Origin of the sequence: Micromonospora sp. DT15, from assembly GCF_049841475.1 — a bacterium.
Lineage (GTDB): Bacteria > Actinomycetota > Actinomycetes > Mycobacteriales > Micromonosporaceae > Micromonospora.
The window spans coordinates 159,206-174,249 of record NZ_JBNCKJ010000010.1 but is presented as its reverse complement, the minus strand read 5'-3'; the positions used below and the strand labels follow the sequence as shown (position 1 = coordinate 174,249).

Here is a 15,044-nt window from a genome sequence, read left to right as displayed (position 1 = left end):
CCGGGCAGCCTCACCATCGCGGTATGGGGTAGCAGAGTCGCCGTGCGGGAGGTGCCAATGGTCACCGGTCCGGTCCAGCAGCCGTCAGTCGTCGCCCAACCGCGCGTCGCGCATCCGGCGGGGCTCCCCGCCGATCCACATTCCCTCGGTCTTCCCGGCGTGCCGCGCCCGGCCGGCCTCGCCGGTGACGTGCACGCCCTCGGCCGGGCCGTCGCCGTCGCGAGCACCGAGCCGTGCTGGCGCGAGGAGGTGCTCCTTCGCCTGCGTCCGGTGCGCCACGGTTTCGCCGAGCACGTCCGGGTCACCGAAGGTCCCACCGGCCTCTACCGGGAGTTGCTCAGCCAGTCGCCACGACTGGACCACGGGGTGCGGCTGCTGACCCGGGAGCACGAGGCGATCGTCGCCGTGATCCTGGCGGTTCAGCAGATCGCCGAGCGGCCCGAGACGCGCCCCGATGAGCTGCGACACCGGGCCGGGCACCTGCTGCGGCGGTTGGCCCGACATCGGCGGCGCGGCGCCGACCTGCTCTGGGAGGCGTACCAGACGGATCTGGGTGGCGAGACCTGAATTCAGGTCGGGAACCAGCCGGTCGGCGGAGGCGTCGAACCGTGCATGAATCGGCTCGCCCTGCTGCTCGTACTCCCGTTGCTGCTCCTGACGGGCTGTGCCGCGACCGACGCCGGTCCGGCCGGCGGCCCGCCCAGCCGCACGGACGGGGCGGAGGCCTTCGCCCAGCGGGCCGCTCAGGTCGCCGAGGCGTGGCGGCCCGGCGTCGAGTGGCGCACGGGTTACGTGCCGTTGGAGGGGCCGACAGTGCTCACCGGTGACCCGGGCTTCACCCCCGAGACCGAGGCGGCCTTCCGGGCCGGGTGGTACCGCGAGCAGGTCGGAATACCGCCCACCCGGGTCGGCGGCGAGATCCAGTTCCCGGACGGCCGGTTGACGCTGCCGTTGGTCAGTGCCGCCGAGGCGTACCGGCAGCTCGACCAGGGTGACCCGCTGCCCTGCCCGGGGCGGCCAAAACGGCCCGGACGGCCCACCCCCGGCGGCCCCACAGTCGAACCGGGGCCCGACGGGTGGGTCACGAGCAGCACGCAGACCGCCTGCCTCCCGCTCACCGTCACCGCTGTCACGTTGGGCGCCGTGCCGGTGCGCACGAGCCGTGGCGTGGCGCAGGTCCCGGCCTGGCTGTTCACCATCAAGGAGCTGACCACGCCGGTGGTCCGGCTCGCCGTCGCGCCGACGGCGGTCACCCCCGTGCCCGAGCCGACCACGCCGGCCCGGCCGTTGCCGGACGGGTTGGTGGCGGCCCAGGACCTGGCCGCCGTCGACGGCGCCCGGTTGACAGTGCGCCTCGGCGTCGGCGCGTGCGACACCGGGATCACGCCGTTGGTGTGGGAACGGCCGGACGTCGTGGTGGTCGGTGGCGGCGTCACCCGGGCCACCGGCGAATGCATCGACCTGCTGAAGGTGGAGCCGGTCACCGTGACCCTGGCGACACCGCTGGGCAGCCGACCGGTGCTGGACGTCCTCACCGGCGCCCCGCTGTCGATCGGACCGCGCTGACCCGGTTCAGAGGATGCCGGGCACTTCGGTGCTGATCGGTACCGGCACCACAGTGGGCCGGTCGGCGCGCAGCCCGGCGGAGAGCGCCGCGCCGAGCTGGTCAGGGGTCTCCACCACCTGCGTGGCACAGCCGTAGCCGGCCGCGATCGCGACGACGTCCAACCCCGGCAGGTCCAGGCCGGGCACCCCGGGAGTGTGCTTCAGCTCGGCGAACGCCTTGAGGATCGCGTACTGCTGGTTGACCGGGACGACGACCACCACCGGCAGTGCCAGGCGCGCGGCCGTCCAGAGCGCCTGCACCGAATAGTGGAAGGAGCCGTCGCCGATCACCGCCACCACCGGGCGACCGCGCCCGGTGTCCCGTTCGGCCAGTGCGATGCCGATGGCCGCCGGCAGGCCGTAGCCGAGGCCGCCGCTGGCCATCGTGAAGTACGACGCCGGGCGGGTGATCCGCAGCTGACGACGCAGCGCGGACAGATTGGAGGGTGACTCCTGGATGAGCACGCCGTCGGGCGGCCAGTGCGCGGCCAGTGCGGCGAACAGGGCGTCGGCGCTCAGCGGGGTGCTGATCTCCGGTGGCGCGAGCGCCTCCCGTCGCCTGGGTGCCGGCCGGTCGCTCGGCGGCACCCCTTCGACCAGCGCGGCCAGGGCCAGTCCCGGATCGCTGAGCAGGCTGTCACCGACCGGGGCCCGCGCGGCCTCGTCGGGGTCGTCAGTGATGTGCAGCAGGCGGGCGCCGTCGGGCAGGTGCCCGCCCGGCACGTACGGGTAGTAGCGGAACACCTGGGCGCCGACGACCAGCACCGTGTCGTGCCCGCGCAGCGCCTCGGCGAGCGGACCGATCGCGTACGGCAGCACGCCGCGAAAGTGCGGGTGGTCCTCGGGGAACACCGACCGTTCGGTGGCGGGTGCCGACCAGACCGGCGCGGCGAGCCGCTCCGCCAGCGCGACCGCTGTCGACCAGCTTGCGGAGCGGTCCACCCCCGGCCCGTACACGAGCACCGGGTTGCGGCTGCCGGCCAGCACGCGGACGAACTCCTCCAACCGCTGGGGGTCCGGCGCGAACCGGGTGGCCACCGTTCGCGGCGCGGGCGGCGGGTCGGCCGGCTGGGCCCAGTCGTCCATCGGCAGGGAGAGGAAGACCGGCCCGGCCGGTGGCTGCACCGCCGTCGCGTACGCCCGCAGCATCGCGGCGGGGATGTCCTGCGCCCGAGCCGGCTCGTAGGCCCACTTCACGTAGGGCTGCGGAAGTTCGGTGGGTCGGCGGCTGGCCAGCCGGGGTTCCAGGAGCAGCATCTCCCGGGTCTGCTGGCCGGCGGTGACGATCAGCGGGGTCTTGTTGTGCCAGGCGGTGACCAGGTTGCCCATGCCGTTGCCGGTGCCCGGTGCGGTGTGCAGGTTGACGTGGGCGGGCATCCCGCTGGCCTGGGCGTAGCCGTCGGCCATCGCGACGGCCGTCGCCTCATGCAGCGCGTGGACGTAGTGGAAGTCGGCGGGGAAGTCCTGGAGGAACGGCTCCTCGGTGGAACCAGGGTTGCCGAAGACAGTGGTCATACCGAGGGTGCGGAGCACGTCGTACGTCGCGTCCCGGACAGTTGCCATCGCACCCGCCTCCGTCTCGCGGGCAGGGGCAACCGCGCTCGCCCTCCCGATCAGCCGAATCTATCGGGATGTGACGGACCTTTCGGGCGTTTTTCGGCCGCCGGTGGCCCCGATCGGTCGATCACCGGGAGCTCCGCCGCCGGGCGCGTCGGCCCTTCGTCTTAACTGTCCGATCACCCGCCGGTCAGACCTTAGCCAGCACCCAGCACGCAGGCTATGGTGCCAGGCATGGCGTTGACAGCGCGGCTGAACCCGATGCGGCGGGCGGATCCGGTCGATGACCGGCGCCCGGCGCGGGCTCACGGTTGACGGGTGTGTGGCATGCAGGGAGAGGGCCAGGCGATCGGCGGACGAGCGATGGAGTCGATGACCGGGCGGCTGCTGGTCGCGACTCCGGCGCTCAAGGATCCGAACTTCGACCGTACGGTGGTGATGCTTGTCGCCCACGAGCCTGGCGGCGCGCTCGGCGTGGTGCTGAACCGGGCCACCGAGGTGCCGGTGGCCGAGGTGCTCGGTGACTGGAGCGACCTGGCCCGCCACCCGGCGGTGCTCTTCGAGGGTGGCCCGGTGCAGCCCGACTCGGCCATCTGCCTCGCTCGGATGCGGCACCCGATGCGCCGGTTGAAGGGCTTCCACCAGGTTTCCGGAGCGGTCGGCACTATCGACCTCTCGGTCGACCCGGAGCGGCTGCGGGAGAGCATCGGCGGCATCCGGGTCTTCGCCGGCTACTCCGGATGGGGCAGCGGCCAGTTGGAGCAGGAGATCGCCGACGGGTCCTGGTTCGTGCTGGACGGGCTGCCCGGGGACGCCTTCGTCGACCGGCCCGACGACCTGTGGCCGATGGTGCTGCGCCGACAGGGCGGGATGATGGCCGCCGTCGCGCACTTTCCGCCGGACGTGGCGCTCAACTGACCCGGCCTGGCGGGGGACCCCGCGAGATGACCATGCGGGCCGGTCTGTGTATAGTTTCCCAGTGCCCGGGCGACCGGGAGAACAGCAAGGGGCCGTGGCGCAGCTGGTAGCGCACCACACTGGCAGTGTGGGGGTCAGGGGTTCGAGTCCCCTCGGCTCCACCCTTGAGAAACGCCCTGGTCGGGATTATCCGACCAGGGCGTTCTGCTGTTGCTGGCGGTTCTGCCGCAGCGTGGCTACCGCACGATCGGTGACCACTCCCGCTGGCTGGCGATCGTCACGCCGGGGGTCCGGTAGTAGGGATCTTCGGCGACGACAGCGGCGAACGCTTCGGCGTCCGGGACGTCGAAGATCAGCAGTGCTCCGGAGTCGTCGGCGAACGGCCCGGCCATGACCAACTGGCCCTCCTGGTGCAGGGCCTGGAGACGCTCCCGGTGCGCCGGTCGGGCGGCGAGCCGGTCGGGTTCGTCGCCGAAGGACAGCTCCAAGATGAACACCGGTTCCTCCTCGTCGGGGTGATCTTCCGAATCACCCTAGTCGATCCACCAGGCCGCCCCAGCACGCAGAACGCCCCGACCGGATGACCCGGTCAGGGCGTTGGCGACTAAATGTCCGCTAAGGGCTCAGTCAGCCCTGGCGGCTCTTCCACTGCGGGTTGGCGCGGTTCACCACGACCACCCGGCCGCGACGGCGGACCACCACCGAACCCGGCTTCTGCTTGAGCGCACGCAACGAGCTACGTACCTTCATGTCTGCCTCCTCGGTGCTAGCGGTTCCGTGTATCGAAACGCCGCACCCACCCGCCGGATTCCCGGCCGGTCAGCGTCGAACCTTTGCCGTCTGCCGGCCGTACCAGTGGGCGGAGGTCATCCTCATGCCCGTACGTCGGCTCGTCGCCACGGTGCTGGTCGCTGCCGCGACAGTGCCGCTCGCCGCCACACCCGCAGCCGCCCACGGCGCCCCGACCGACCCGATCAGTCGCGCGGCTGCCTGTGGCCCCGAGGGCCGGTACGCGGCCACCAGCGCCTGCCGGGCGGCGATCCAGGCCGGCGCGGCGGTCCGCGAATGGGACAACGTGCGCGTTTCCACGATCAACGGGCGAGATCGGGAACGGATCCCGGACGGCGAGCTGTGCGTGGAGGGCTGTCCGCGTACCGGGGACTGGACCTGCCCCGCACCGACTGGCCCAGCACCACGCTGACCACCGGCGCGAAGTTCACCTTCCGGTACCGGACCACCATCGAGCACCGGGGCACCTTCCGGCTCTACGTCACCACGCCCGACTACGACCCGAGCAAGAAGCTGACCTGGGCGGATCTGGAGTCGCGCCCGTTCCTGACACTGACCGACCCGCCGGTGCGGGCCGGGGCGTACCAGTTGGCGGGCCGGCTGCCAGCGGGCCGCAGTGGCCGACACCTGATCTACACGATCTGGCAGAACTCCAACACGCCGGACACCTACTACTCCTGCTCCGACGTGGTGTTCCGCGGCGCCAAGGCCACCGGTGCCACGGCCACCCCCACCCCGGCGAAGGCCGCCGCGACGAAGAGCGCGCCGCGTACCGCCGCGAGTGGGGCGGCCGCCACCGAGACGGCGGTGGCGGCGGCGGCCGACCCGGGCGTGCCGGTGGCGTCGGTGACCAACCTCGGCGGCCGGTGGCCGGTGCTGGCCGGTGCCACCACCGTGCTGGTCCTGGCGCTGCTGCTGATCGGTGCCGGACGACGACGCCGCAGCGCCGCCGCGCCGGTGGGCCGGCAGTGCGAGGTGCGTAACCACCGGGCCGGGCGGCGCCGGATCTGGTGAACCGACCCGCCCGGGACCCGACGGTGCTCAGCCCAGGTGGCGCTCGATTTCGGCCAACTCGTCGGCAGTGAAGTCGAGGTTGTTCAGCGCGGCGATGTTCGTCTCCAACTGCTCGACGCTGCTCGCGCCGATGATCAGGCTGGTCATCCGCGGGTCACGCAGCGCCCAGGCCAACGCGAGCTGAGCGAGGGACTGGCCGCGCCCCTCGGCGACCGCGCCGAGCCCACGGATGGTGGCCATCTTCTCGTCGCTGAGGTCGCTCTCGTTGAGGAAGACGCTGGTGCGAACCCGCGAGTCGGCCGGAATGCCGCCCAGGTAGCGGTCGGTCAGCAGACCCTGCGCCAACGGGCTGTACGCGATGCAGCCCGCACCGACCTGCTCCAGCGTGTCGAGCAGGCCGTCGGACTCGGTCCAGCGGTTGAGCATCGAGTACGACGGCTGATTGATCAGCAGCGGCGTACCCAACTCGCGCAGGATCGCGGCGGCCCGCGCGGTCTGCTCCGAGTTGTAGTTCGAGATGCCGACGTAGAGGGCCTTGCCGGAGCGGACGATGGCGTCGAGCGCCCCCATCGTCTCCTCCAGCGGGGTGTCCGGGTCGAACCGGTGCGAGTAGAAGATGTCGACGTAGTCCAGCCCCATCCGGCCCAGCGACTGGTCCAGCGACGAGATCAGGTTCTTGCGCGAGCCCCACTCGCCGTACGGGCCGGGCCACATCAGGTACCCGGCCTTGCTGGAGATGACCAACTCGTCCCGGTACGGCTTCAGGTCGGTGGCGAGCATCCGGCCGAAGTTCTCCTCCGCCGAACCGGGCGGCGGGCCGTAGTTGTTGGCCAGGTCGAAGTGGGTGACACCCAGGTCGAAGGCGCGGCGGACGATGTCGCGCTGCCGTTCGAACGGGCGGTCCGGACCGAAGTTGTGCCACAGCCCGAGGGAGACGGCAGGCAGTCGCAGGCCGCTGCGTCCGCTGCGCCGGTAGGTCATGGTGTCGTAGCGGTCATCCGCAGCGAGGTAAGTCACGATCATGAGCCTAGCTCCGGCCCGCCCTGGCGTGGATCGGGCGTGGAAACCGGGACATCGGAGTAGTTTCGACGCCATGCGTTTCATTGCGCTCGACACCCCCAAACCGCTGTCCAAGATCGGGTTGGGCACCTGGCAGTTCGGCTCCCGGGAGTGGGGGTACGGCCCGGACTTCGAGCGGCAGGCGGCGCAGATCGTCCGGCGGGCCGTCGAGCTCGGTGTGACGGTCTTCGACACCGCTGAGATCTACGGCTTCGGGCGCAGCGAACGCATCCTCGGCGCGGCCCTCGGCGACGACCGGCCGAAGGTCGTGATCGCCAGCAAGATCCTGCCGGTGCTGCCGGTGGCCGCCGTGGTGCAGCAGCGGGCGGTCGCCTCGGCGGCCCGGCTCGGCGTCACCAGCATCGACCTCTACCAGGTGCACCAGCACAACCCGCTGGTCGCCGATCACAACACGATGCGCGGCATGCGGACCCTTCAGGACGTCGGGCTGATCGGCGACGTCGGCGTGAGCAACTACGGGCTGCGCCGCTGGCAGATCGCCGAAGCCGCGCTCGGCCGGCGGGTGCTCAGCAACCAGGTCCGCTACAGCATGCTCGACCGCGCGCCCGAGCAGGACCTGCTGCCGTACGCGCGGCAGGCCGGCCGGGTGGTCATCGCGTACAGCCCGCTGGCGCAGGGCTTCCTCTCCGGCCGCTACGACGCCAGGAACCCGCCGACCGGTGCGGTCCGGCGTGCCAACCCGTACTTCCTGCCGGAGAACCTGGAGCGCGGCGCGGCCCTGATCGACACGCTGCGCCAGGTCGCCGACGCCCACGACGCCACCCCCAGCCAGATCGCGCTGGCCTACCTGCTGCGCCACCCGAACGTGCTCGCCATCCCCGGGGCGTCCGGGGTCGAGCAGATGGAACGCAACGCCGCCGCCGCCGACATCGACCTCGCCGACGACGAGTACACGGCGCTGGCTGAGGCGGCGAAACGCTTCCGCCCGATCACCGGGCTCGCCGCGATGCCGGCGATGCTGCGTGCCCGGTTCGGCAACCCAACCGGAAAGTGAGCACAGTGGACGACATCACCGCACTGATCCTGGACGACCACGCCGCCTTCCGGCGTGGCTTCGCCCGCCTCGACGACGCCCGCGACGAGCAGGAGATGCTCGCCATCTGGGACGCTCTCGCCCTGCACCTGGACATCCACGCCGAGGCGGAAGAGGCGATCCTCTACCCGCACCTGGTCAAGCACGGCGACGACGGCGAGGACGAGACCGCCGACGCGATCGGCGACCACAACAAGATCCGCGACGCCATCGCCGAGGCGAAACTGCACCCGGTCGGCTCGGACCAGTGGTGGGAGGCGGTCGGCAACGCCCGCCGGGAGAACAGCGAACACCTGGCCGAGGAAGAGGACGAGGCGCTGCCCGACTTCCGCCGGCACGCCAGCACCGAACTCCGCGCCGAGCTGGGCCAACGCTGGCTGACCTTCTACGGCGAACACAAGAATGGCCGCAACCTGCCGTTCCGCGACAAGGATCCGCAGCAGTACGTCGCCGACCACCGCTGACATCTCCCCGACGCGGGGGAGTCGGCGGAACCCGTCCGGGCAGCAGAATGACGAGGTGACCCTCCGAGCGGCGCTGGCCCCGCTGGTCGCCGGCACCACCTGGCGACGCGGCGTGTTCCTGCTGCTCGGCGGCGTGCTGGCACTGCCGTACGGGCTGCTCGCGGTGACCTTCGCCCAACTGCTCGCCGACTCGGCGATCCCCCGTCCAATGGTCTACGTCCTGCTGGTCATCGCCGCACTGATCGCCGTCGTCCCGTTGCTGCTGGACGGCAGCCGGGCCTTGGAGATCGCCGCCGTCCGGGCCCTGCTCGGCGTCGACCTGCCCGACCCCGCGCCCGGCCACCACGGCGACCGGGAGACCCGGCTGCGCAGCGCGCTCTGGATCGCCACCCACCTCATCGTCGGCGCGCTGGTGATGATCGGGTTGTTCAGCGCCCTGCCGATGGCACTCGCGTTCATCGCCCAACAGTTCGGCATCGGCACCGAGGTGATCAGCCAGGAACAGTTCGGGCCACTGGACGGACAGGACAGCGGCTGGCTGACAGTGACCGGGGTGCTCCTGCTGGTCGTCCTCGGCTACGCCGTCGCCGGTCTCGGCGCGCTCGCCGGATCCATGGCGCCGGTGCTGCTCGGCCCGGCCCAGGCGGAGCGGATCGCCGCCCTCGAAGCACGGGCCGCCCGGCTCGCCGAACGCAACCGGCTGGCCCGGGAGCTGCACGACTCCGTCGGCCACGCGCTGACAGTGGCCACCCTCCAGGCCGGGGCCGCCCGCGAGGTCCTCGACACCGACCCCGAGTTCGTCCGGCGGGCGCTCACCGCCATCGAGGACGTCGGACGGACCGCGATGGACGACCTCGACCACGTGCTCGGGCTGCTCCGGGAGAACGGACGCGACCGGCCCGTGGTGGCGCCGCAGCGTACCCTCGCCGACCTGGACCGGCTGGTCACCGACGCACGCGCGGCCGGCCTGGCTGTGCACGCGCAACGCGCCGGCGACCCGGCCCGGGTGCCCGCTGTGGTCTCCCGGGAGGGGTACCGGATCGTCCAGGAAGGACTGACCAACGCCGCCCGGCACGGCCGCGGGCCGGTGACGGTACGCCTGGACCTGCGGGGCGACGCGCTGGAGCTGGAGCTGACCAACGCGGTGCGCCACCCCGACCAGGGCTGGCCGGGGCGGGGCGGTCGAGGCCTGGACGGCATGCGGGAGCGGGTGCTGCTGCTCGGCGGCCGGCTGACCGTGGGCCCGGACGGCGACCAATGGCTGATCCGGGCCCGCCTGCCGTACGAGGAGACGACATGACCACCGGAGTGCTGATCGTCGACGACGACGAGCTGATCCGGGTGGGGCTGCGGGCCATCATCGACGCCCAACCCGACCTGCGCGTGCTCGCCGAAGCCGCCGACGGGGCCGAGGTGCCGCCGCTGGTCGCCCGGCACCGGCCCGACGTGGTGCTGATGGACGTACGGATGCCCGGCATCGACGGCATCCAGGCCACCCGGCACCTGATGGCCACCTCCGCCGACCCGCCCCGGGTCCTGGTGGTCACCACCTTCGCCAACGACGAGTACGTCTACGAGGCGCTACGGGCCGGCGCTTCGGGGTTCCTGCTCAAACGGGCCCGGCCCGCCGAGGTGGTCGAGGCGGTCCGGGTGGTCGCGGCCGGCGAGTCGCTGCTCTTCCCGGCCGCGATCCGCCAACTGGTCGGGGCGTACGGGCCGGCGGGCGGCGACCGGTTGAGCACCGCCCGGCTCACCGAACGGGAGGCCGAGGTGCTGCGGTTGATGACCACCGGCCGGTCCAACCCGGAGATCGCCGCGCACCTTGTGGTCGGGGTGGAAACGGTCAAGACGCACGTCGGCAACGTGCTGGCCAAGCTGGGGGTCCGCGACCGCACGCAGGCGGTCATCGCCGCCTACGAGTCCGGCTTCGTCACCCCGTCCGGCTGATCGGTCCCTCCATCGGGGGAGGGGGTTCACCGCCGGCCGGGAGGGAATCCGGCGGCTGTCAGTCGAGGCTGAGAGCATGACGACGATCACTGCCTCTCTGCCCCGTACCGACTCCCGCTGGCCGGATCGGCTGGCCCCACTGGCCGCCGGTTGGCTCGGCCTGTGGGGCGTGCTCGCCCTGCTCGGCACGCTCACCGGCGCCGGCTACCCGTTCGGCCCGAACGACCCCCACGGCGGCGACGTCAGCCTGCTCCGCCTGGTGCCGGTGGAGGTGGCCACCCCGCTCTTCGCCGGTGTGCTGCTCACCGCCGCGGTGGCCGCCCTGGCCATGAGCCGCCCGGCGGCGCGATCACCCGGCCCGCTGCGGGCGCTGCTCGCCGGCTACGGCTGGGCGGTCGCGTTCGTCCTTGTCCTGGTCGTGCCGGACGTCCGAGTGCTGATCGTCCTCGGCTACCTGCCGATACTCATCGTCGGGGCGCCGTTCGGCTGGCCGCCGATCGACTACTCCGATGTCTTCAACTGGGCGCTGTTCGCCCGGTTCGCGGCGCTGGCCGGCGGGCTGCTGCTGGTCGAGGCGGTACTCGCCTGGCAGCGCCGTACCGCCGGGGCCTGCGTCGGCTGCGGCCGCGCCGACACCGGCAAGGGGTGGACCACCCCGGCCGCCGCCACCCGCTGGGGCCGGTGGGCCGCCGGCATCGCCGCGGTGATCCCCCTGACGTACGCGGTGACCCGCTTCGCCTGGGCGGCCGGCATCCCGCTCGGCATCTCCCGCGAGTTCCTGACCGAGATGCAGGACACCGGGCTGGTCTGGGCCGGGCTCGGGCTGGGCGCTTTCGCCAGCGTCGGCGCGATCCTCACCCTGGGACTGGTGCAGCGCTGGGGCGAGCGTTTCCCGCGCTGGATGCTCGGCCTGGCCGGCCGTCGGGTGCCGGTGAAGCTGGCCGTGGTGCCGGCCACCCTGGTCGCCATCTCCGTGACCGCGGCCTCGCTGGGGCTGCTCAGCAATCCCGAGTTCTGGCGGCTGACCGGCGGGTTCAGCATGACCGGGGCGCCGATGCTGCTCTGGCCGCTGTGGGGCGTGGCCCTCGGCGTCGCCACGTACGCCTACCACCTGCGCCGTCGCGGTGCCTGCCGGCGTTGCGACCGGGGCTGAGGGTGGGAGCGGGGGCCCCTGATGCCCGGGGCGCCCCCGCGAATGTGAGCTAGCGTGGGTCGGGTGACTGCGCCTACCCCGGTAATCCCGGTTCCACCGGCCGACCTGCCCGGCACGCTCGGCGCGCTACGGGCGGCCGGTCACCAGTACCGCACCGTCAAGCAGGAACTCCGCGACAACCTCCTCGCCCGGATGCGCTCCGGCGAGACCCGTTTCCCCGGCATCGTCGGCTACGACGACACAGTGCTGCCCGAGGTCGAGCGGGCCCTGCTCGCCGGGCACGACATGGTGCTGCTCGGCGAGCGCGGCCAGGGCAAGACCCGGCTGATCCGCTCACTGGGCGCGTTGCTCGACGAGTGGACCCCCGTTCTGCCCGGCTCGGTGCTCAACGAGCACCCGATGCACCCGCTCACCCCGGCGTCGGTCGCCCAGGTCGCCGAGGCCGGTGACGACCTGCCGATCGGCTGGCTGCACCGTTCGATGCGGTACGGCGAGAAGTTGGCCACCCCGGACACCAGCGTCGGGGACCTGATCGGCGACGTCGACCCGATCCGCATCGCCCAGGGTCGTACCCTCGGCGACCCGGAGACCATCCACTTCGGGTTGGTGCCGCGCACCAACCGGGGCATCTTCGCCGTCAACGAGCTGCCCGACCTGGCCGAGCGGATCCAGGTGGCCCTGCTCAACGTGCTGGAGGAGCGCGACATCCAGGTTCGCGGCTACCAGCTGCGCCTGCCGCTGGACCTGCTCCTGGTGGCGAGCGCCAACCCGGAGGACTACACCAACCGGGGCCGGATCATCACTCCCCTCAAGGACCGTTTCGGCGCGGAGATCCGCACCCACTACCCGGTCGAGCTGGAGCTGGAGCTGGCGCTGATCCGCCAGGAGGCCGACCTGTTCGCCGAGGTGCCCGAACACGTGCTGGAGGTGCTGGCCCGCTTCGCCCGCGCCGTCCGGGAGTCGCCGTCGGTGGACCCGCGCTCCGGTGTCTCCGCCCGCTTCGCCATCGCCGCCGCCGAGACGGTCGCCGGTGCCGCGTTGCGTCGCGCCGGTCTGCTCGCCGCCTCCGACACCCCGGACGGACGCCCCGAGGCCGCCGTCGCCCGCGTCGGTGACGCGGTGTCGGTGACGAGCACGCTGCGCGGCAAGGTCGAGTTCGAGAGCGGCGAGGAGGGCCGGGAGACCGAGATCCTCGCGCACCTGCTGCGTACGGCGACCGCCGAGACGTTCCGGGCCCGCCTGGCCGGGCTGGACCTGTCCGGGTTCACCGCCCTGGTCGAGGACGGCGCCGCGATCGAGACCGGCGAGTTGGTCAGCGCCGCCGAGCTGCTGCGCCAGGTCGGCACCGTACCCGGACTGGCGAAGGTCATGGACCGGCTCGACCTGGGCGACGCGCCCACCTCGGAGGAGGCCGCTGCCGCCGTCGAGTTCGTGCTGGAGGGGCTGCACCTGACCCGCCGGCTCGGCAAGGACGTCACCGACTCGGGGCGCACCGTCTACGGCGGCCGGGGCTGACAGTGGCCGGCAACCGGTTCCGTTACGGGCAGTGGAACGGCGGGCCCGACCCGCTCGCACCCCCGTACGACGTGCGCGAGGCGGTGGACGCGGTCGGTGCCGAGGTGCTGGCCGGCGGCAGCCTGCGGGAGGCGCTGCGTGACCTGCTGCGCCGTGGCCCGCAGGGACGGGGTGGCCTGGACGACCTGGCGGCCCGGGCTCGGCGGCTACGCCGGGAGGCGTTGCGCAGGGGTGACCTGGACGGGGCGGTGACCCGGGCCCAGGCCCTGCTCGACCAGGCCCTCGCCGCCGAGCGGGACGAGCTGCGGGGTCGCGACGACGACGCCGCGCGGTTCGCCGAGGCGGTGCTGGACAATCTGCCGCGCTCGACGGCGCGGGCGGTGGAGGAGCTGTCCGGCTACCAGTGGGCCAGCGACGATGCCCGCCGCGCGTACCAGCAGATCCTCGACCAACTCCGCGACGACGTGCTCGGCCAGCGCTTCGCCGGGATGCGCGACGCGGTGCGCGCCTCCGCCGACCCGGCCGCCCAGCAGCGGCTCGCCGAGATGATGGGCGATCTGAACGACCTGCTCGCCCGGCACGGTCGCGCGGAGGACACCACCGACGCGTTCGCCGAGTTCATGCGCCGACATGGCGACTTCTTCCCGGAGAAGCCGGAGAACGTCGACGAGTTGATCGATGTGCTGGCCCGCCGGGCGGCGGCCGGTGAGCGGCTGATGAACTCGCTCTCCGAGCGGCAGCGCGCCGAGCTGGCTGGCCTCATGCAGCAGTCGCTCGGCGACCGCCTCGCGGGGGAGTTGTCCGCGCTCGACGCGAACCTGCGCGCGCTGCGACCCGATCTGCGCTGGGGGCGCGGCGAGCGGGTCCGTGGCGACCAGCCGCTGGACTACGCCGACGCGGCCGGCGCGCTGGGTGAGATCGGCGACCTGGACGACCTGCTGGACCAGCTCGACCAGGAACACCCGGGGGCGACCCTCGACGACGTGGACGTCGACGCGGTGGCGCGCACACTGGGCCGGGACGCGGCCGATGACGTTCGCCGTCTGCGTGACCTGGAGCGGGAGCTGCGCCGCCAGGGGTGGGTCAGCCGGGACGCGGAGGGGCTCACACTGAGCCCGAAGGCGCTGCGCCGGCTCGGCGGGACCGCGCTGCGGCAGGTCTTCGCGGAGCTGACCGCCGGGCCGCGTGGCCAGCACGACCTGCGCTCGGCCGGTGCGGCGGGCGAGGTCAGCGGCGCGTCCAGGCCCTGGCAGTACGGCGACGAGCAGCCGTTGGACGTGGTCCGCACGTTGACCCGGGCGGTCAGTCGGGCCGGGCCGACGGTCCCGGTGCAGCTCGCGGTGGACGACTTCGAGGTGGTGGAGACCGAGAGGCGCGCCTCGGCCGCTGTGGTGCTCTGCGTCGACCTGTCGTACTCGATGATCTCGCAGGGTCGTTGGGGGCCGATGAAGCAGACGGCGCTGGCGCTGGCGCACCTGATGGAGACGCGCTTCCCACAGGACGCCCTGCAGATCGTGGGCTTCGGCCGGGAGGCGATGACGCTCACCCAGCAGGAGTTGGCGGCCGTGGAGCCGGACATGGAGCAGGGCACCAACCTCCAGCACGCGCTGCGGTTGGCGGGCCGGCACCTGCGCCGGCACCCGGACGCCGAGCCGATCGTGCTGGTGGTCACCGACGGCGAGCCGACCGCGCACCTGGATCCGGACGACGGGGAGGCGCTGTTCCACTGGCCGCCGCTGCCGGAGACGATCGAGGCGACGGTCCGCGAGGTGGACCGGCTGAGCCGTTACGGTGCCACGCTCAACCTGTTCATGCTCGGTGACGACCCGGGTCTGCGACGCTTCGTCGACGCGGTGGCCCGCCGCAGCCGGGGTCGCATGTTCACGCCGGACACCGACGACCTGGGCGAGTACGTGGTCAGCGACTACCTCCGCTCCCGCCAATCCCGCCGCTAACTCTCGCCGCGGCG

General features: G+C 72.6%; 14 protein-coding genes, 1 tRNA gene and 1 pseudogene. 12 read left to right on the top strand and 4 right to left on the bottom strand.

Going from position 1 to position 15,044, the window contains the following annotated elements; genetic code table 11:
- The first annotated feature begins 42 nt into the window (after positions 1-42).
- Together ACLQ3F_RS22615 and ACLQ3F_RS22610 are read left to right on the top strand one after the other, a co-directional pair.
- Positions 43-567: a hypothetical protein gene (locus ACLQ3F_RS22615; RefSeq protein ID WP_355005546.1), complete on the top strand. Its 525-nt coding sequence runs from the start codon at positions 43-45 to the stop codon at positions 565-567.
- A gap of 45 nt (positions 568-612) precedes the next feature.
- The gene (locus ACLQ3F_RS22610; RefSeq protein ID WP_357208092.1) at positions 613-1,566 is read left to right on the top strand and encodes a hypothetical protein; all 954 of its coding nucleotides are present in this window, start codon (positions 613-615) and stop codon (positions 1,564-1,566) included.
- Positions 1,567-1,572: 6 nt separating this feature from the next.
- Here the strand turns inward: ACLQ3F_RS22610 and mdlC are convergent, their stop codons facing one another.
- On the bottom strand, positions 1,573-3,168 hold the full coding sequence (mdlC, locus tag ACLQ3F_RS22605) for a benzoylformate decarboxylase (protein ID WP_425851240.1): 1,596 nt from the start codon (positions 3,166-3,168) through the stop codon (positions 1,573-1,575).
- A gap of 321 nt (positions 3,169-3,489) precedes the next feature.
- Here mdlC and ACLQ3F_RS22600 point away from each other — a divergent pair, with 321 nt between their 5' ends.
- Together ACLQ3F_RS22600 and ACLQ3F_RS22595 are read left to right on the top strand one after the other, a co-directional pair.
- On the top strand, positions 3,490-4,080 hold the full coding sequence (locus tag ACLQ3F_RS22600) for a YqgE/AlgH family protein (protein ID WP_425851239.1): 591 nt from the start codon (positions 3,490-3,492) through the stop codon (positions 4,078-4,080).
- 88 nt (positions 4,081-4,168) lie between these two features.
- A tRNA-Ala gene (locus ACLQ3F_RS22595) sits at positions 4,169-4,241 on the top strand.
- 75 nt (positions 4,242-4,316) lie between these two features.
- Here the strand turns inward: ACLQ3F_RS22595 and ACLQ3F_RS22590 are convergent.
- Positions 4,317-4,577 (bottom strand): YciI family protein, encoded by a 261-nt coding sequence (locus tag ACLQ3F_RS22590; protein ID WP_357259129.1) that lies wholly within the window; start codon positions 4,575-4,577, stop codon positions 4,317-4,319.
- Positions 4,578-4,707: 130 nt separating this feature from the next.
- The gene (locus ACLQ3F_RS22585; protein WP_030490864.1) at positions 4,708-4,830 is read right to left on the bottom strand and encodes a 50S ribosomal protein L36; all 123 of its coding nucleotides are present in this window, start codon (positions 4,828-4,830) and stop codon (positions 4,708-4,710) included.
- On the opposite strand from ACLQ3F_RS22585, the pseudogene ACLQ3F_RS22580 reads away from it, so the two are divergent.
- Positions 4,829-5,883 (top strand): annotated as a pseudogene (locus tag ACLQ3F_RS22580) (lytic polysaccharide monooxygenase auxiliary activity family 9 protein). The gene ACLQ3F_RS22585 and the pseudogene ACLQ3F_RS22580 sit on opposite strands and share 2 nt — an antisense overlap.
- Positions 5,884-5,910: 27 nt before the next feature.
- Here the strand turns inward: ACLQ3F_RS22580 and mgrA are convergent.
- Positions 5,911-6,906 carry an L-glyceraldehyde 3-phosphate reductase gene (gene mgrA, locus ACLQ3F_RS22575; protein ID WP_425851238.1) on the bottom strand — a complete coding sequence of 332 codons (996 nt, stop codon included), beginning with the start codon at positions 6,904-6,906 and terminating at the stop codon, positions 5,911-5,913.
- 70 nt (positions 6,907-6,976) lie between these two features.
- Here mgrA and ACLQ3F_RS22570 point away from each other — a divergent pair, with 70 nt between their 5' ends.
- The 7 genes from ACLQ3F_RS22570 (at position 6,977) to ACLQ3F_RS22540 (ending at position 15,030) form a co-directional block, all read left to right on the top strand.
- Entirely contained in the window at positions 6,977-7,957 is a 981-nt protein-coding gene (locus ACLQ3F_RS22570) for an aldo/keto reductase (protein ID WP_425851236.1), read from the top strand.
- Between the two features lie 5 nt (positions 7,958-7,962).
- Entirely contained in the window at positions 7,963-8,460 is a 498-nt protein-coding gene (locus ACLQ3F_RS22565; protein ID WP_425696605.1) for a hemerythrin domain-containing protein, read from the top strand.
- A gap of 55 nt (positions 8,461-8,515) precedes the next feature.
- The gene (locus ACLQ3F_RS22560; RefSeq protein ID WP_425851235.1) at positions 8,516-9,760 is read left to right on the top strand and encodes a sensor histidine kinase; all 1,245 of its coding nucleotides are present in this window, start codon (positions 8,516-8,518) and stop codon (positions 9,758-9,760) included.
- Positions 9,757-10,407, top strand: coding sequence for a response regulator transcription factor (locus ACLQ3F_RS22555; protein WP_355005536.1), 651 nt, complete (start codon positions 9,757-9,759; stop codon positions 10,405-10,407). Before ACLQ3F_RS22560 ends, ACLQ3F_RS22555 begins: the two co-directional genes overlap by 4 nt.
- Positions 10,408-10,483: 76 nt before the next feature.
- Positions 10,484-11,560, top strand: a complete 1,077-nt coding sequence (locus ACLQ3F_RS22550) for a hypothetical protein (RefSeq protein WP_425851234.1) — start codon at positions 10,484-10,486, stop codon at positions 11,558-11,560.
- Positions 11,561-11,614: 54 nt separating this feature from the next.
- Positions 11,615-13,075, top strand: coding sequence for a sigma 54-interacting transcriptional regulator (locus tag ACLQ3F_RS22545; protein WP_355005534.1), 1,461 nt, complete (start codon positions 11,615-11,617; stop codon positions 13,073-13,075).
- A gap of 2 nt (positions 13,076-13,077) precedes the next feature.
- On the top strand, positions 13,078-15,030 hold the full coding sequence (locus ACLQ3F_RS22540; RefSeq protein ID WP_425851232.1) for a VWA domain-containing protein: 1,953 nt from the start codon (positions 13,078-13,080) through the stop codon (positions 15,028-15,030).
- The last annotated feature ends 14 nt before the right edge of the window (positions 15,031-15,044 follow it).